Source organism: Paenibacillus sp. (assembly GCF_035645195.1).
Taxonomy (GTDB): Bacteria; Bacillota; Bacilli; order Paenibacillales; family YIM-B00363; genus Paenibacillus_AE.
This window is the reverse complement of sequence record NZ_DASQNA010000022.1, coordinates 42655-61355: the sequence shown is the minus strand read 5'-3', so window position 1 is coordinate 61355 and position 18701 is coordinate 42655. Positions and strand designations below refer to the sequence as shown.

General features: G+C 55.0%; 14 protein-coding genes. 1 reads left to right on the top strand and 13 read right to left on the bottom strand.

Translation table 11 applies throughout. The features are described from left to right. Positions 1-116: 116 nt before the first annotated feature. From VE009_RS11760 to VE009_RS11730, 7 genes are all read right to left on the bottom strand, one after another. Positions 117-1007 (bottom strand): carbohydrate ABC transporter permease, encoded by an 891-nt coding sequence (locus VE009_RS11760; protein ID WP_325007771.1) that lies wholly within the window; start codon positions 1005-1007, stop codon positions 117-119. Between the two features lie 11 nt (positions 1008-1018). After that, entirely contained in the window at positions 1019-1993 is a 975-nt protein-coding gene (locus tag VE009_RS11755; RefSeq protein ID WP_325007769.1) for an ABC transporter permease, read from the bottom strand. A 176-nt stretch (positions 1994-2169) separates the two neighbouring features. Further along, positions 2170-4479 carry a glycoside hydrolase family 2 protein gene (locus VE009_RS11750; RefSeq protein WP_325007767.1) on the bottom strand — a complete coding sequence of 770 codons (2310 nt, stop codon included), beginning with the start codon at positions 4477-4479 and terminating at the stop codon, positions 2170-2172. 78 nt (positions 4480-4557) lie between these two features. Next, entirely contained in the window at positions 4558-6060 is a 1503-nt protein-coding gene (locus VE009_RS11745) for an ABC transporter substrate-binding protein (RefSeq protein WP_325007765.1), read from the bottom strand. A 158-nt stretch (positions 6061-6218) separates the two neighbouring features. Then, positions 6219-7808 carry a response regulator transcription factor gene (locus VE009_RS11740; protein ID WP_325007763.1) on the bottom strand — a complete coding sequence of 530 codons (1590 nt, stop codon included), beginning with the start codon at positions 7806-7808 and terminating at the stop codon, positions 6219-6221. A gap of 18 nt (positions 7809-7826) precedes the next feature. Further along, on the bottom strand, positions 7827-9569 hold the full coding sequence (locus tag VE009_RS11735; protein WP_325007761.1) for a sensor histidine kinase: 1743 nt from the start codon (positions 9567-9569) through the stop codon (positions 7827-7829). A 211-nt stretch (positions 9570-9780) separates the two neighbouring features. Beyond that, positions 9781-10875, bottom strand: coding sequence for an AI-2E family transporter (locus VE009_RS11730; protein ID WP_325007758.1), 1095 nt, complete (start codon positions 10873-10875; stop codon positions 9781-9783). A 237-nt stretch (positions 10876-11112) separates the two neighbouring features. Between VE009_RS11730 and VE009_RS11725 the strand changes: the two genes are divergently transcribed. Continuing rightward, positions 11113-12213, top strand: a complete 1101-nt coding sequence (locus tag VE009_RS11725) for a metallophosphoesterase (RefSeq protein ID WP_325007756.1) — start codon at positions 11113-11115, stop codon at positions 12211-12213. An 84-nt stretch (positions 12214-12297) separates the two neighbouring features. Here VE009_RS11725 and VE009_RS11720 read toward each other — a convergent pair whose 3' ends face one another. From VE009_RS11720 to VE009_RS11695, 6 genes are all read right to left on the bottom strand, one after another. Further along, on the bottom strand, positions 12298-13755 hold the full coding sequence (locus tag VE009_RS11720) for an ABC transporter substrate-binding protein (RefSeq protein WP_325007755.1): 1458 nt from the start codon (positions 13753-13755) through the stop codon (positions 12298-12300). Positions 13756-13860: 105 nt separating this feature from the next. Further along, positions 13861-14682, bottom strand: a complete 822-nt coding sequence (locus tag VE009_RS11715; RefSeq protein WP_325007754.1) for a carbohydrate ABC transporter permease — start codon at positions 14680-14682, stop codon at positions 13861-13863. A gap of 12 nt (positions 14683-14694) precedes the next feature. Further along, on the bottom strand, positions 14695-15579 hold the full coding sequence (locus VE009_RS11710; protein ID WP_325007753.1) for a sugar ABC transporter permease: 885 nt from the start codon (positions 15577-15579) through the stop codon (positions 14695-14697). 120 nt (positions 15580-15699) lie between these two features. Beyond that, entirely contained in the window at positions 15700-17199 is a 1500-nt protein-coding gene (locus tag VE009_RS11705) for a sulfatase-like hydrolase/transferase (protein ID WP_325008020.1), read from the bottom strand. 20 nt (positions 17200-17219) lie between these two features. Then, positions 17220-17528: an L-rhamnose mutarotase gene (locus tag VE009_RS11700; RefSeq protein ID WP_325007751.1), complete on the bottom strand. Its 309-nt coding sequence runs from the start codon at positions 17526-17528 to the stop codon at positions 17220-17222. A 111-nt stretch (positions 17529-17639) separates the two neighbouring features. Continuing rightward, complete coding sequence (locus tag VE009_RS11695) at positions 17640-18689, bottom strand: GntR family transcriptional regulator (RefSeq protein ID WP_325007749.1); 1050 nt, start codon at positions 18687-18689, stop codon at positions 17640-17642. Positions 18690-18701 lie beyond the last annotated feature (12 nt).

Here is an 18701-nt window from a genome sequence, read left to right as displayed (position 1 = left end):
CCTTTTTGATTGTATGACACCTTTAGGTGTCCTGTCAAACGCAAAAGAAAAAAGACTGCGGAGCCCGAGAGATGCCCGGGACTCCGCAGCCTTTTCCTGTTATGAATGAATCGGGGTCAACCTTTGACCGCGCCGATGGTCATGCCCTTTACGAAGTACTTTTGGAAGAACGGATATGCGATGAGAATCGGCACGACGGCGATGACCGCGATGGCCATGCGGAACGTTTCGCTCGGGAGCTGCGCGACGCTTTCGCTCGCGTTCGAGGCGAAATCGCTGTTGCTAGCCAGGAACTGAATATCGCTCATCAGCCGGTTCAGCACGTTTTGCAAACTGAACAATTGCGGGTCCGTCACATAGATTAACCCGTTGTTCCAGTCATTCCAATACGCCAGCGCTTGGAACAGCCCGACCGTAGCCATAATCGGGAGCGACAGCGGCAGGACGATCTTGTAGTACATCTTAAACTCGCTCGCCCCGTCGATGCTTGCCGACTCCAACACCGGTACCGGAATGGTCGTCATGAAAAATGTTCGCATGAGCAGCACATTAAAGCCTTTCATCAACAGCGCCGGGACGATCAACGCCCACAACGTATTTTTAATTTCGAACACCTGCGTGTAAATCAGATACGTCGGCACGAGTCCGCCGTTAAACAGCAGCGTGAAGAAAACCAAGAAGGCGAAGAACGTGCCGCCCGGCATGTCCCGGCGCGATAACGGATAAGCGAGCAGCGAAGTGATCAGCAAGCTGACCGCGGTTCCGACGACCGTGATGAACACCGTAATGCCGTACGCATTAAAAATCAACGCAGATTGCTGCCATAAATACTCATATGCGGCAAAGCTGAATTCCTTCGGGAAGAAGGAATACCCATGCTGCAAAATCGCCTGCTCGTCCGTAATGGAGGACATCGTCAATAACACGAACGGAAGCAGACACGAGAGAGAGAACAGAATCAAGACTGTATGGGCCGCCACCCGCCAAGCTGCAATTTCTTTATTCACGGAGATCCTCCTTAGAACAACGCGTTCTCTTTGTTGATTTTACGGACGACATAATTGGATGCCAGGACGAGCGCGAATCCGACGAGCGATTGGTAGAAGCCCGCCGCCGAGGACATTCCGATGTTGCCGAGCTGCAGCAGGCCTCGGAACACGTACGTATCGATTACGTTCGTGGTGCTGAACAATGCGCCCGCGTTCATCGGCACTTGGTAGAACAATCCGAAGTCGGAGTAAAATATGCGTCCGATCGCAAGCAGCGTCAGCATAATGATGACCGGCATAATCAGCGGCAGCGTAATCTTACGGATTTGCTGCCACTTCGATGCGCCGTCCAGCGTGGCCGCCTCGTAATACTCCGGATCGATGCCGATAATGGCCGCCAAATAAATGATGCAAGCGTACCCGGCCCCTTTCCAAACCTCGACCGCGGTCAGAATGAACGGCCAATACTTCGGTTCGTTGTACCAAGCGATCGGGTCGATGCCGAGCAGCGGCAAAACCGTCTTGTTCATGAAGCCGCTCTCCATGCTCAGCAAGGAGAATACGAGATAACTCACCAACACCATGGAAATGAGGAAAGGCAGAATGATGACCGTTTGGTAGAACCGAGAGGCGAGCTTGCTTTTGATTTCATTGAGCAAAATCGCAAGGCCCACTCCGACGATCAGATTGAACACGATGAAAGCCACGTTGTACAAAATCGTGTTGCGGGTAATGACGTACGCGTCCGACGTTTGAAAGAGAAACTTAAAGTTTTGAAGTCCGACCCAATCGCTTCCCCAAATGCCTTTCGCGAAATTGATATCCTTGAAGGCGATGACGAGACCGAACATCGGCAAGTAGTTATTGATGATCAAATATACGACTCCCGGGATCATCATCAAGTAGAGCGGGCTAAATTTCCAAATTCGTTTCACGGCCGCGCTCCGCGCGAGTTTGATCTTGGGCGCGTTTTTCACCGCCACGCTGTGGGTGTGATTTGTCATGCGGTACGATCCCCTTTCAGGCGAATGCTTATCTGATGTACTCTCATCATAGAGAAATCCGGACAGCCTAACTACCGTTCCTCCGACTTCCGATTTGCACTTTGCCGACCACCCCGGAGGTCAAAAAAACGACCCCTGCAACGGATACATTGGCAGGGGTCCTCGTGTCTCGCCGATTACGGTTTCGCCGACGGTTCGGCCGCGAGCTTCGGAATTGCATTCAATTCTTTATTAATCGCAATCAATAGCTCCGGAACGATTCGGTAAAACTCCAGCTGCGCCATCTTCTCGATGGACATCACGTTCATCGTCACTTCGAAAAACGGATTTCCGGTGACATGCGCGAAATATTTGAGGAATACGGCTTTCGCCGCTTCGCTGCGGTAGAGCTCCTCGATCGTATCGAACGTCGAATAGTATCCGTCTTTTAGAGGGACGGCTTCGGTATCCGATAAATCGAATTTCTCGAACCAATTCACGACATGCTTCGTTCGGTCTTCGGCAACGTGGATATAACTTTCATCGGGCTCGCTTACGCGGCGCAGCGCCATTTCGTCCTCGCACATGAAGCCCCGGTCATCGACGCCCTCGACCCGCACAAGGTTATCGCCTTCGGACAACAAGACATCCTTCGCGATTTTCACCGGTTCGTCGCTTTCGATACGAGCGATCAATTCGTTATTTACATACACACGGATATCGCGCAAGTTGGTCAACACGACGATATCGTTCTGCGCTTGATGCCGATTTACAAAACGGCGGCCGGCAAGATGCACGAAAGGCTCCTTGGACCAATAGGCTTTATACAGATAAAACGCGTCCTTCTTGGTCGTTCGGTCGAATGTTACGAGGCCCTTTAGGTTTTTGCCGGTCTCGCCGCCTTCATTCCGGTTCGCGCTGCCGAAATCGAACATATTCCACACGTAACCGCCAATCACATATGGACGCTCGCCGATCGCATCGATGGCGTTGCGATGAAATAACAGCTGATATTCTTCCGTGTAATCCTTCACCTTCGGCGCATACGAATGAAACTTGGGATTCGTATCCACGCCGTACTCGGATAAGATCAGCGGGAGCTCCGGGTTCGCGGCGTGGAACGAGTCGAACCGCTTTTGCAAATCCTTCACTTCGCCGTAATACCAACCATAGTACAAATTATAGCCGGCCAAATCGGTGTAGCTATGAAAGACGCTGTCGTCTTCCACCCCGTTGATGTTCGCTTGGACCGTATAACGGCCGGGGTCCAGCTCGTTGACCATACGAACCAATTTTTGAACTGTAGTGTGCGTGTGCTCCGTCTCCACCGCGATGGTGATTTCGTTCTGCACGCCCCAGCAATAGATCGAGGTGTGATTGAAAGCCTGCTTCACGAGTCTTTCCAGCTGCTCGACCGCATTTCGATTTTCCGGATCTTTGGTGGAAGGGACGCTGATGAACGGGATTTCGGCCCACACCAACAAGCCGTGACGGTCGCACAAGCTGTAAAAATAATCGTCATGCTGGTAGTGAGCGAGCCGGACGCTATTCGCGCCAACCTCCCGGATCAAAGCCATATCCCGCTCCATATGCGCCTTGGTAATGGCGTTGCCTGCCCCCGCGAAATCTTGATGGCGGCACACGCCGTTCAATTTCAACGGTTCCCCGTTTAAGAGCAAGCCTCGGTCGGTCGTAACGTCGATCGTGCGAAAGCCGATTTCGATCTGCCGCGAATCGCGCGTCTGTCCGCCCGCCGCGACGGTAATCGCAGCCGTGTACAGATAAGGTCGTTCGACCCCGTGCCAAAGAATCGGGTCGACAATGTCGCTTCGCAGCTCGAACGTAGTTTCGCCATCGAATGCATGTTCTGACGTCGCCGTCGATACGACGTTCCCGTCTTGGTCCTTGAGCTCCACCTGAACGATTCCCGCTTCGGCTTGAGAGGATTCATTGATTACCCTGCCTTGAACCGTCCACTCGAATGTTCGCTCCCCGATCTTCTTTTGCGTGAAATACACGCCGTCCCGGCCGTTGTCCATGACGTCGAAGTGCAGGTCGTCCATCACCAGCAGTTTGACTTCTCTATACAAGCCGCCGTAGAACGTAAAGTCAGCCAACAGCGGGAACACTTCATTGTCGTAACTGTTATCGACCAATATGGAGATGAGATTCTCTCCTGCTTTCAAATACGGCGTTGCGTTCACCCGGAACATGGCGTAGCCGCATCGGCTTTCGCCCGCCAAGCTGCCGTTAATATATACCTTCCCGGTATTGCCGGCGGCTCCGATCTCCAGGTACACCCGCTTTGCCGCATCCTCGGGGGAGAGCGTCCATACGTTCTGGTACCAGCACGCTCCTCGATAATAATTCGGTCCATGCCCGTCCTCCGCATTCCATGTGTGCGGCAGTGTGACGGACTGCCCTTCGCGCATGCGCTCATGCGCATATTCTGGGTCTCCGGTTTTGGCGAACATCCAATTTTCGTTGTACGAAATCTCTCTAACCATCGTCTTCCCTCTCCTCGCGTCGGTATCGGAAAAAAAAGCCCCTGTCAACGAGGTTGACCTGGGCAGAAGCTTACAGGATTATTGGTTGTTTTTCGCCCATTCGTCGAGCTGCTTTTGTTTCTCCGCGATAATCTTGTCGATGCCGGCGGATTTCAACTTCGCAATGAATTCCGGCAACACCTTGTCCGGATCGACGCTCCCCGTCTCGAGCGGCAGCCTGTATTCCGTAATCACGTTCGTGACCGCGGCATACTCCGCCTTCACCGCGCTGGCGTCGAACGTAAAGCCGAGTGCCTTGGATTTCAGCGCCGATTTGTTGAATTCATCCATCTCTTTCCAGATATCCGGGTTATTGCCGGTGAACACATGCGACAGGAACTGATTCCCGAACATCCATCCCAAATTCAAGTTATAGCCCGATGTTTGCGCATTGACGCCTTCAGGATAGTCGATGACATTGTCTTTCACGACATAATGCTGCCCTTCGATGCCCCAAATGAGCAAATTGACGATCTCGGGATCTGAATACATCAGATTCAGGAATTCCATCGCGTTGTCCGGCGTCTTGGAGTTGATCGGGATCCCCCACATGGCGCCCGTGACGTTCAAAGTCGTCGATACGGGCTGAACCAAGGTCGCCGTCACCATCTGCGTTCCGTTATTCTTGGATTCTTGCTCTACGAATCCAGGCTTCATGTTGGCTAAATACGCGAAGGCGCGATTCGCCTTCATCAGATCGGAAACCGTCGTTTTGTTCGTCGCCGCATCTTTCAGGATCAAGTCGGAGGTGTACCAGCTTCTTACCTTCTTCACGAGCTGAGCGTATTCCTCGGTTTCGTAGAGGTTGACGACCTTCAACCCGTTATCGAAATTCGGCAGCACGCCGATCGAATCGCCGAGGCTATCGTACGTGCGGTACCGGTCCAGAATGGAAGCGCCGACATTGCCCGGAATGAGCGGCGTCATATTCGGCTCGTTCGCCTTGATCGTTTTCAAAACCGCCTCTACATCGTCGAGCGTCCGAATTTGGTTGACATCGATTCCGTATTTCTCGACGAGATCCTTTCGCATCGAGATGCCGTTATAGCTCGCGAAGTCCCGCACCGTAGGAATCGCGTAAATCGCCCCCGCGATTTGCGGTGCCTTCAGATAAGAAGGATCGAGCGCTTCCTTGATCCCTTGGCCGTGCTGTTCGAGCAGCTCGTCGAGCGCAATGAGCTGACCCTTGGCGACATAATTGCTGTAGTTGTTGCCTAGGACTAGCATCAGATCAAGTTTTTCATTGCTGCTCAACATCAAGTTCGCCTGTTGATCCCAGTTTCCGATACTGATCGGCGTCAACGTAACGGTCGTATTGATTTTCTCCTTCGCGATCTCGTTAATCGCTGCTTGAACCGCCTCCATATCCTTCGGCACGGCTCCGAAAATCGGAAAGGCTACGGTCAAGTCGACGGTCTGTTCCGTCGATTCCGAGGCTCCGCCGTTCGCTGCCGGCGCGTTGCCGCTATTAGCGCCGCACGCGGATAAGACGAGCGCCGTCGCCGTCGCGAGCGCGCTTGCGATCATAAACTTCTTATTCATCGTACTCCCCCATTTTCTTGGTTCCCGCCGGTTGAAACCGTTTGCGCTGCAGCGGAATCTCCGGCGAATCTGTCCTCATTGTACGTGTTCCGCCCAATCGGCACCGCTCCGCGAACGACTTTTCGTTATACATTTGCCGACCTTATCCCCTGCCGCGTTCACTGATGCAATTGACGGTATTCGTTCGGATTGAGGTCGGTGTACTTCTTGAACATCCGGGAGAAGTGCGAAAAGTTCGCGTAGCCGATGTGCGACGCGACCGCGCTGATCGGCATATCGGTTTTTGTCAGCAGCTCCTGCGCCAGCTTGAGCCGTTCTTGAAACAAATAATCCGATACCGCCATGCCGGTCTCTTTCTTAAAAATCCGAGTCAAATAGTCCGGGTTGAGAAACACGTGATTCGCGATGTCCTCCCTCGACAAGTCTTTCGCGATATTCAGTTTGATAAAATGCTTTACTCGTTCGATCACGCTTTGCGATTGTTCGATCGAGGACACGTATTCGATCGCTTTGCGAACCGCATGGTTCATCCACGCCTCGATATCCGTCACGGAACGGGTCGCACGCGCCGCCAGCTCCACGGAGACGTCGTCGCTGAACAGTTGATGGGCTTGAATCCCTTTCGTTTGGAGCACGTAATAAAGCATCTGTTGGAAATTTTGATAAAACCGGTGCAGCATGTTGGCGTCCAGCGCATCTTGCGTCAATTGCTGCTCGAAATAGCGAGCCGCTTCCTCCAGTACGTTCTCGCCTTTCCCTTCCTTGAGCATGACCCCCCACATTTCCATGTCCGGCAATCGGTTGGCGGGAGGCTGCCTCCTTAGATCGAACGACAAAAACACTTTATTGTTGTAAGCGACATTGTTTTTCTCCAGGACCTGCAGACGATTCACCATCTCGTACATGCCGTGCCCGTGCACGGTGTCTCCGAGATAACAAGAGAGATCGCAATAAAAATACTGCATGCACGTCTCTATATACCGTTCGCATAATGGCTTTAACGTCGATTCGATGTCGGAGTGGCTTTCGCCGGCTAAGACCGCCAGCAGACGCCCGTTCCCGAACGGGAAAATTTGCCCGTCTCGGCGAGAGCCGAGCAGCACTTCTTCGGCGGTCTTTTTCAGCGCGTACTCCAAAATTTTTTCGTCGCGAAGCGTTAACGGCTTGTGCCACCGTTGCACGCTGATCAACACCGGCACGAAGCTCATCTCGTCCGCGTAAGGGATGTTGCGGTCCGCCGCGGCACGCCTTACCGCCGCCGCATCCGACGGAATCGTCTGCGTGACGATGTCCAGCCAGAACCGCTCGATCAGCATCGGTTGGTGCTGGAACCAGAACCGGCCGTACTGGCTGAATTCCGCGAGCTCCGAATCTTTGCCGATCTTCTCGATGGCTTTCCGCAGCACCTTCTCCAATTCTTTGAACGGAACGGGCTTAAGCATGTAATCCAGGCTTCCCAACTGAAGCGCCTGCTTGGCATATTTGAAATCGGCATGGCATGTTAAAAAAATCGTTTCCGTCTTCGGGGAGCGGTTCCGCACCCATTCGGTCAGCTCGAGCCCCGTCGCTTGGGGCATCTCGATATCGCATAGCATAATATCGATGGGTTCGCGCTCGAACACCTCTTGAGCTTGTTTAGCGTTATACGCGGCAAAGACGCCGGTAACGCCGAGCTTCCGCCACTCGACGCCCGAACGGATTCCTTCTACGGCATGAATCTCGTCGTCTACGATGAGCACCTGCACCATTCGTCGCACTCCCCTTTCCTACGTCTCCACATGATAAGGAAGCTTCAATTCGATCACGGCGCCTTGCGGGAAGCCGTTATAACAAACGATAGACGCTTGATCGCCATACAGCAGCTGAAGTCTCTTTCGCACGTTCCATATGCCGATATGTTCGCCCTGTTCGTCGATCACGCGATTTCCCGAGCGAATTTGGGCTAAGGCGCGTTCCGAAAACCCGCAGCCCGTATCGCGTATGATGATCTCGATATAAGGCTCCAGTCCGCTTTCCTTCAAATCGATGTCGACGGACAAATGGATCGGCTCGTCCTGCGTCACGCCATGCTTCATGGAATTTTCCAAGAAAGATTGAATCACGAGCGGCGGCACGGGAACCTGCTCCAAGAAGGCCGGCGCTTCGATTCGGCACGTTAACCGGTTCGGATAACGAAGCTCTTGAATCCTTATATAATTGCGTACATGCTGCAGCTCCTCCCGCAGCGCGACGAACGTCAAATTGCTGCGGAACATAAAACGGAAATATTGAACCAAGCACAAGGTCATTTCCTGAATCAGCTCGAACTTTTTGACTTGCGCCAGATTGTACAGGATGTTTAAAGAATTCATGAAAAAATGCGGATTGATTTGCAATTGCAGGTGTTGCAGCTCCGCCTTTTGCTTGCTCAACTGCTCCTCGTATACGCTGATTTTGAGTTCCTCGATTTGAGACATCATCGAGTTGAACGTTTGATTCACTAAGATGAATTCATCGGATGCCGGATACGGTTCGACTCGCACGTTGACGTTCCCGTCGTTGATTCGTCTCATGACGGAAAGCAGACGTTTCAGCGGCAAAAGCAAAATACGGCGAAGCAGCAGCAAGCTGATCGGAAGCAGCCCGATCGAAGCGATCGATATGATTTCTATGGTCCGAGACAACTTTGGGAGGTTTTGTAATATTTGCTTTTCCGGGATAGCGGCGACGAGGCTGAAGTTTCCTTCTTGCGACGGCTCTCCGACGATCAGCGAGTTGGTCTGGCCGCCGGAAAGATAATATTGCTGTAAACCTTTCGTATAATCGATCCGCTCGTCCGGCAAAGGACCGGTGCTGACCATAGGCTCCCCCCGCTCCGTCACCAGCAGCGCGCTTCCTTCGCCGCCTAGATCGATCAAGTGGAGCGGAACGAGCAGCGTCTTCGCGTTGACCCATGCCCCGATATACAGATCCCCGGAAGGAATCACCTTCAGCATGTAGTAATCTTCCCCGATTTTCTGCGCGAACCAACCGTCGTTGCCGCTCTCCTCCAGAGCCGGTCGGCCTTCGAACCACCGATGCAAATACTGCTCGACTCGATCCCGCTCCGGAAAGGCGACCCCCGCCTTGAAGACGTCCAGCAGATCCTGCCTTGCCTTGGAGTAGACGAAGAAAGCGTCGACAGATTTGTACAGTACGATCTCGTTAGACAATTTCATCGATACGCGGTGTTTCGCCAGTTGGTACTCGTCCCCCGAATTCGGGTTATCCATGGACCGAATATCGTAGTCGTAGGTCACCAAGCTCATCAAATTGCGTTCGGCATCCTGCAGCTGCGAATCGATCTGGGCCATGTACAACGAGATCAAATTCTTATTGGAAAGCGCCACTTGGTTGCGAACGACGCTGATGCTGTAGTAGTTGTTGTAGATAAGCATCGTAATGAGCGGGATCGTCACGAGAAATAACCCCGCTACCAGCTTGAACCGAATGGAATTCCACGATAGATGCGGGATTCGCAATGCCGCCACTCCTTCCCCATGATGCAAAAAACTGCCGAGCATATGCCCGACAGCCCGTTATTCATTGTGTGGTATCGTTTTCGTTTTGGCAATGCATCACTTTTTCCATGTCTCTTCATGATACTGACGCCGACGGCGGCGAACTACCGTTTAGGCGACTTTCCTCGTGCACTTTCACGACTTTGTTCGCGATCCGCTTGCCTCCTCGTTCAGCGCGCTCTTAAGCGTCTATCGGGTCCTCAGGCCCCTTCCGCATCCACCGCATCGCGTACACGGCGACGATCTTCAAGACGGCGTAGCCCGGGATCGCGAACAGCAGCCCGACGGGACCGATCAACGTGCCGACGACGAGCAGCAGCAGAATGATCGTCAGCGGATGGATGTTCAGCCCCTTGCCCATGATCCACGGAGAGAGGAGATTGCCTTCGATCTGCTGCGCGATGACGGTGACGAGGAGCACTTTGAGCGCCATCTGCGGCGAATCGGCCAAGCCGACGATGAGCGCGGGCGCCGCCGCCAGGAACGCGCCCAAGTACGGAATGACATTAGTGATCATGGCGAAGAAGGCAAGCAGCACCGCATAGTTCAATCCGATGATTTCGAAACCGATTAACAGCATGACGCCGACGCTGACGGCGACGGTCATCTGCCCTTGGATGAAGAGGCCGATCGTTCGATCGAGTTCCAGCAGCAGCTCGCGACCTTCGGATTGCCGCCGCTTCGGCAACAGGCCGATCAAGCCTTCGAACATTTTCTCGCCGTCCTTGAGGAAATAAAAGAGGATGAAGGGGACGACCAACACGATCATGAAGACGTTCGCGATAAAGCCGACAATATTCGAGAGGTTTCGGCTCACGACGTCGACCACCGTCATGACGTATCCCGACGCCTGTTCGGCCAACGCGTCCGGATCGATGTTGGATGTAGCTAAGAAGCTGGCGAACGCCTCGGATCGGAGGAGCTCGTACGTCTTCGCGATCGCAAGTTCGATGAAGCCCGGCAGCGCTTCGATCAATTGCGCGAACTGCCCTCGAACCAGCGGTCCAACCGTTAGCGCCGCGATCGTCGCGAAGCCCGCGATGAGGAGATACAGCAGCAGTATCGCCAAAGCTCGGGGCACCTTCCGCGAGACGAGAAATTGCACCGGCGGGCGGAGCAGGAAAAACAAGACGCCGGCCGCGAGCAGCGGAACGAATAACGTCTGGACAATCACAACTAAGGGACGGAAAATGAATTCGATTTGCGAACCGACCCAAATGATAGCGAAGGCAAGCAGCACCCACAATCCCGCGCGAAACCACTTTTGATCGTACAAGGAACCTCACTCCGTTTTCCGTTTCTGATTTCCGCCTGCGCCGCTTCATCCGCCGTTCCTTATCGCTTGGATCATCGGTACGGATTTCGAATTCGCGGCAGCGTTCCTTCTAATACGTTTTAGGCAGTCGACGGTTCCTCGGCGTTGATTTGCCCCGATGCGGTATTATATATAGGATATATTTATAGCAGGCCGCGGCGGCCAGCGACTTTCCATTGTAGCGATAGGAGAAACCCTATGTTCATACTGATCGGTTTGGCATACATCTTACTCTATGCGGCGCTTGTGTACTATATCGGGTGGAGCGGCTGGCGCTGGCTCAGGCCCAAGGCTTCTAAAACTTTGAAGATTCTTTACATCGTCACGGTAAGCGTCGTCGCCAGCGCCTTTATTTGGGGCCTCGTCTTCGATAACGTCGTCCTGCGCATCATCGGCGCTTATTGGATGGCGCTGTTCTACTTGCTGCTCATGGTGCTGCCGCTTGTGCAAATTAGCGTCCGGCTGCTGCGGTTTACCCGCCTCCCGAGGCATCATGTGGAGAAGTGGTCCGGCGTCGCGGCCCTTCTGGCCGTGGCAGGCTTCCTCGGTTACGGCATGTTTAACGCCTACAACCCCGTAGTGCGTACATACGAAGTGCACATCGACAAGCCGAATCCGTACGCCGAATCGATGACGATCGCGATGGCCGCGGATATGCACTTCGGACTGCTGTCGGGTCGAGACCATGCCGAGCGGATGGTTCATGAGATCAATGCGCTGCAGCCCGATCTCGTGCTGTTTCCCGGCGACATCCTCGACGATGACATCGGTCCGTATTTGGAGCAAGGCATACCCGATATTCTCCGCGGCATCTCGGCCCCCCTCGGCGTGTATGCCTCGCTCGGCAACCACGACCGCTACGACGGTTCGACGCGAACGATCGTCGAAGCGATCGAACAGGCCGGCATCACGGTGTTGTATGACGAGGTCGAGACCGTAGCCGACTCTTTGCTCCTTGTCGGCCGCAAAGACCGTACCGAGCGCGACCGCGCCGCCCTTGAAGAGCTGCTTGAAGGGGAGGATCGCTCTCTTCCGCTGATCCTCTTGGACCACCAGCCGTACGAGCTGGATATCGCGCAGCAGGCCGGCATCGACCTGATCGTGTCCGGACACACGCACCGCGGGCAGGTCGCCCCGGGCAACCTGATCACGCGAAGGATTTACGAACTCGATTGGGGTTACCTGCGTAAGGAACAGCTTCATGCGATCGTGACATCCGGGTTTGGCTTCTGGGGACCGCCGATTCGAATCGGCACTCGCTCGGAGATCGTTCGCATCGAGGTGTCGTTCGGGAAGTAACGCGCGAATTCGTCGCGGCGCAACAAAGCCGTCCCGACGGGACGGCTTCTGCGCGGCGGCCGGCATCCGGCCGATCGGTTCGGCTTATTCCTGTTTAATGCCGTAATTGTTGCCGGCGTTCCATTGATTCTCCTCCATCTTCTTCTTCACGCCGTCCACCATGACTTGCTTCAGCTCCGCCAAATACTCCTCCAACGGCTTCGATCCTTCCAAGTACAGCTGTCCCAGTTTCTGGTTGTTTTCCGTCACGTTCTTGTCGACTTCGCCGCCGTAAATGTTCAGCTTCATCGGATCGCCTACGAACTTGAAGCCTTGCAGATGTTCGGGCAGATCGGCCGTGGCCGTCGCCGGCGCGCGGTACAGCTTCTCGGCATGCATGCCTTGGATGCGCGGGGAGGTGACGAAGGCGATAAAGTCGACGGCGGCATCGATTTTCCCCGGATCGATCGACTTCGGAATCGCCAAATTGCCCGCCGGCACCCCGCCGATCTCCATCAGCTTCTCGACGGCGTCGGGGTGGTTCTCCTTCGTGATATACGGCAGCGGGAAGAGCGCCATCTCGAAGTTGCGCGCGCTGGATTCGAACAACACCTTGCTTTGCGAGGATGTCCGCATTACCATGGCGACTTCCCCGCGCAGGAACATTTCGTTCGACGTGTTGAAGTCGATGCCGTTATACCCTCTAGGCCAGTATTGACTCCATTCCTTGATCAGCGGGAAGACGTCCTTGTAAGGGGACTGGGTAATGTCGACCATCCCTTGGTCCACCGCCCGAACGTACTCGTTCACCTCGATGAAGCCGTTGCCGCTGACGTCCAGCTCTTCGTACTGGCTTGCGATCAGCTCCTCCGTGAGAATCCGTGTCGTCCAGCTGTAGTTGTAATCCCCCGGCTTCGTATTCGGGAACCCGAACGGAACGACGCCGGACTGCTTCAGCTTTTCTTGCGCCTCCATGAATTCGTTCCACGTTGTCGGAATGGCCGTGACGCCCGCTTTATCGAATAGATCTTTGTTATACAGAATCCGTACGGAGTCGATGCTCGTAGGCACGCTGGCGTAACGCCCGTCATCCCCCCGCATCCGCTGCAGCACGGCATCCGGGAACGCCTCCTCCCACGTTCTGTCCCCGAGATGCGCTTGCTTCTGGGTGTAATAGGGCGTCAGATCGACGAGCAGCTCTTTCTTCAAATCTTCTTGGTCCCAGATGTACCGGGTCGTGAACACGTCCGGAGCCGTTCCCCCGATCAGCTGCGTGGTTACCCAAGTGCGGTGCTGCTCTACGCCGTCGAAGGATTGGAGCTGGAGGTTGACGTCCACGTTCGGATTCGCTTCTTCGTACAAGGCTATGGTTTCTTCCCAAGCGACCTTCTCCTGCTCGTCGCCGCTCGCATCGGACTGGATGATGACGTTGAGCTCGGTGGTGCGGTTCGAATCGGCTGCCCCTTCGGAGCCCGCGCCCCCGGACGCGTTGCATCCGGCGACGACCAGCGCGATGCCGATCGCCGCGGCGGCCCCGCGCATCGTCAGACGGTTCTTTTCCATTGTTCTACACCTTCCCCTTTTTAAAGTCGCGATTTGTAACCAAAGTGCCGTTCGCAGCTTCCCAAACGCGTTTTCCGCTCCCCCCTCTCCGTTCGGCGACCGCATTCATCCTTTCACCGCTCCCGCCGTAATGCCGCTGATGAACGATTTCGTAGCGAACGCGAACAAAATCAACATCGGCATGGCGGCGATGACGTAACCGGCGAACTGCAGCCCCTGCACTTGATCGAGCGGTCCTTTAATATTGCTCAAGGCGAGGATGATCGGTCGAACCGATTCCCCGGACGTGACGACCAACGGCCAAATGTAGTTGTTCCAACCCGTAAGCGCGTTGATGATGGCGACGGTCGACACCACCGGCTTGGACAGCGGCAGCACGATTTGCCAGAAGATGCGCAGATCCCCGGCGCCTTCCATCTCCGCGGCTTCGATCAGGCTCTTCGAAATGCCTTCGAAGAACGTCCGCATCAGCATCGTGGCCAGCGCCGAAGCGCCCGCCATCGGTCCGAAAATTTGGGCCCAGTACGTGTTCAGCAGCCCGAAGGACCGAAACAAGGCGAACTGCGGAATCAGCAGCAGGAAGCCGGGCACCATCATCAACATCAGAATGAGCGAATACAGTAGACTTTGACCGAAAAATTGGAACCGGGCGAAGGCGTACCCCGCCAGCGTCGAGTTGATCAGCACGCAAACGATGATCCCGGTCGTGATTACAATCGAGTTCCCTATGAAGGGATACGTTTGCAGGAATGCGCCGACGTAGTTTTCGAAGTGCAGCGGGGCGGCCGGCACCCAGAAGGAATGGATCATTTGGTCCTGAAACTTGAAGGAGCTGATGGCTAGCATGTAAAACGGAAATAACGTCAGGAGCAGCAGCGACGCAAGCGCGATGTGATTCGCCGCGGCTCCCAGGGCCCTTTTTCGCATGTTCCGCCCCCCTTAATCCGACGTATCCGCCGGTCTGATCAACTTGTTCGCGCCGAAGGTTACGGCCACCAGGATGAGGAAGATGACCACCCCGATGGCGGAGGCATACCCGAACTCGTTATACTCAAAGCCTTCTTTATATAGATATAGAGCTGGGGTAAGCGTGGAGAATCCCGGGCCGCCGTTCGTCAGCACGAGCACGTTCTCGAAGCTTTGGAATTGTTGGATGAACGCTAGAATGACGACGAGCCGGATTTGGTTTTTGATCAGAGGCAGCTCGATATGCCGAAACCTTTGCCACGCGTTCATGCCGTCCAATTTCCCCACTTCGAATAGTTCCGGAGAAATAGCGATCAACCCGGCCAAATAGATCAGGAAAAAAATGCCCCCGATCCACGGAAAATTGACGAAGACGACCGACCACAGCGCCGTCGCGCTTTCCCCCAGCCACGCGCGGGTCCATGACTCCAGACCGATCCCATCTAAGAACGTATTGATGACGCCGTTGCCCATATAAATCCATCGCCAGAGCAGGAAGATGATGATATGCGGCACCACCAGCGGCACGAGGAACAGCACGCGATACATGTTCTGCATTTTCAACCGGGTGTGGAACACGCCGACGGCCGCATACAACGGGAAAACGAGTTGAATCAGGACGAAGCAGATCGTCAGGACGAACACGTTTTTCAGCGATACGTAAAACGTCGGATCTTGCAGCAGCTGCCTGAAATTTTCCAATCCGACGAACTTGTCGATATTCGCCCCGTTCCATTGGTAAAACGATTTCAAAATAGCGGTGAAAAAAGGGTAGTACTTGAACAAAGCCATCGAAATGAAGATCGGCAAAAGAAAGGCGTAGGCGATGAGGTGTTTCTTGAATTTCTTATTCCGCATGTGCAGCGGCATCCTCGTTCGGGAAACGGCGGCACCGGCAAACCGTTCGGCCAAGGTCCCTGCCCCTCTCGTATGGAATCGCATTGCATCGCTTTCGTGACAACAAGCCGCTTCCGCGCGCTACCTGCCCGCCGGGGCTTTCCAAGGGTCGCGCAGGTAGGTCGCGAACGTTAAATCGATTTCGGGCATTGGGTCTTCCGTCCGCATCCGCCACTCGAGAATGCGCCGGAGCATCGCCTCGACCCTGTCCCGCTGTTCCGGCCGATCGGCCACATTTTCGAATTCGCCCGGATCCTCTTCCAGGTCGTACAGCTCGCAAGGCTGGTCGCTGTAATGCACGTACTTCCAGCGTTCGTCCCGAATCATGATCGCCCTGCACTGTTCGGGGGCGAGGCCTAACAGCCGGCGGGAATGATAATATTGGAAGTCCCACTCGGCGAACACTTCCCTTCTCCATTCCGCTGCGGTGCCGCGAATCAACGGCAGCAAGCTTCGCCCTTGAACGGCGGGAGGGATCGGCAAGCCTGCGGCCTCCAGCAGCGTCGGCAGCAAATCGATCGATTCGACCAGCTCCCCGACTTGCCGGTTGGCGGGAACGACGCCGGGAAGCTTGAGAATGCAGGGGACATGGATCGCTTGTTCGTAGAAGAGCTCCTTCTCGATCATTCCATGATCGCCCAAATATTCTCCATGGTCGGACGTGAATACGATCAACGTATTGTCCAAGACGCCCAGCCGCTCCATCTCGTCGAACAATCGCCCGAGATGGTCGTCCAGTTGGGTGATCATGCCGTAGTAGGCGGACCTGACCCTGCGAAGGCGCCGTTCGTCGTCGACGAACGCGCCGCGGCGTTCTTCCCGGAACAGGCGCTGCAGCGGAGGCTTGCCGTCCAACTCTCCGTTCTTCCGTTGGGGCATGGGCACTTCGTCCGGGTCGTACATGCCGAAATACGGTTCCGACACGCTGAAAGGCAGGTGCGGCTTCCAATACGACAAATGAAGCATCCAGGGCCGATCGGCGGTCTCCCGAATAAAGCGGATCGCCTCATTCGTCATGTAAGCGGTGTCAGAATGTTCTTCGCGAATACGGCATGGATAGTCGGCCTCCGCGAAGTCCTCCGGATACGCTTCCTGCCCCGGCAGCACGGTCAGTTCCTTCGGCCAATACCGGAACCGAATGTCTTCCTCGCTGTAACCGCATCGGCGCAAATACTCCGGATACGCGGAAAATCCGTCTTTGGCCGGCAAACCGTCGTAGTAAGCGTAATACTCGAAGCCGTACGTTTCGGTAATGGGGGTGAAGTGGGTTCTGCCGATCAGCGCCGAGCGGTATCCCGCATCGTTGAAGTAATCGGCGATCGTCCGCTCGCCCGCGCCGAACGGCACCTCGTTGAATCGGACCCGGTGAGAATGAACGTACCGACCCGTATAAATCGAAGCCCGGGACGGACCGCAAACGGCGGATTGCACATACATCTTCTGAAATTGCGTACCTTCGGCCGCCAATTTGTCGATATTGGGGGTTTTCACCATCGGATGTCCGGTATACCCTAAACTGTCGTAACGAAGCTGATCCGCCATAATAAACAAAATATTGATCGGCTTTCCGGGCTGACGCATTTCCAAGATGATCTCCCCCATCAATCCATATGAAATACTTCGTCCAAAAATGTGAATCCCATCTGCCGATCGCGAACGAGCACGTCGGACATGGCATCGCGCCAACGTTGCTGAATCGGGTGCTCATGAAGCGCGGCGAGCGCTCCTCCGACATCGCCTTCGTTCTCTACGTACCCGAACAAGGAACGTCCGGAACGGAAGATCGAATAGTTCCGAAACCCATACGCTTTCATCAGCTCCAACAGCTCCGGCCAAACCTCTTGATGCCTGCGATCGTACTCCTCTTCCATCCCCGGCAAGATCGTTAAGGTGAACGCCGCTCTGCCCATTTCCGCCCTCCTATATACATATATATCAATGTTATTCCATACGTAGTTTTTTTGTCAATCGCAAACAAGCCGCTCCCCGGAATTTGCGCCAAGGACGGCTGTCGAATCGCATTATAAGGATTTAATCGAATTGCCGATATTGAGCCGGCAAGGGAGCAGCACGGCGCCGGGCGTCAGCTCCCGCTCCAGCAGCCGACGGGCCGCCAGCCGGCCCATCTCGTGGAACGGTTGGACGACGGCGCTGACCGATAAATTGCCGTACGGCGCGAATTGCGGCGTGCCGGTCGCGAATAAGGACAGCCGATCCGGCACCGGGATGCCCTTGTCCTGCAGCAATTCCAGCAGGAGCATGGAAGTAGCGTAGTCGGCGGTAAACAACGCCGTGCACTCGGGATGGCGATCGAGCCACTCTTCGTAAATGCGCTTCGCGACGTCCCGTTCTTCGGGCCGGCCGACGATCCATTCGGGGTCCATCCGAACCCCTGCATCTTCGAACGCCCGGCGGAATCCCTCGACCCTTCGGTCGTAATTGGAAAATCCTTCGCGAATGCCTACCAATCCGATCGCTCGGTGCCCTCGCTGAAGCAGGATACGCGTCGCTTCCGTCGCCGCTCCGTAAATATCGGCGTCGATGCACGGGAAAGGCGCGGCATCCCAGCTTGAATTCAACACGACGAACCGATCGCCGCGATTCCGGGCTTCGACGAGCGTCGCCCATTGATCGTTGGAGGGCGTCACCACGATGAAGTCGTTCAGGCTGCTCGGAATCGCCGCGGGTTCGGCCAGGTCCAGAATTCGCACCGAGACGCCCCTGCGGTGGGCTTCGTCCCGCATGCCGTCGATCATTTCGGACATCAAAGCGTAGACGCTCGGGAACGGGTTGCATACCCATACGTTGACGGTATCCAATGTCCGCTCTTGCTCGCCCGGTTCGGAACCGCGGTTGGAGACGTACGTCCCCTTCCCCTTCTCCGCCGTTAACACGCCCTCCAAAATCAGCTCGTTCACCGCTCGGTTCAGCGTGCTCCAGCTGCATTGATACTGATCGCACATCGACTTTCGACCTGGCAGAAGCTCGCCCGGAAGAAGGACGCCCTTCGCGATTTTCTCTTTAATATCTTGCTTGATCGCAAAATAGGTAGGGACAAAGTTCCAATTCATTCGTTCGTCCGC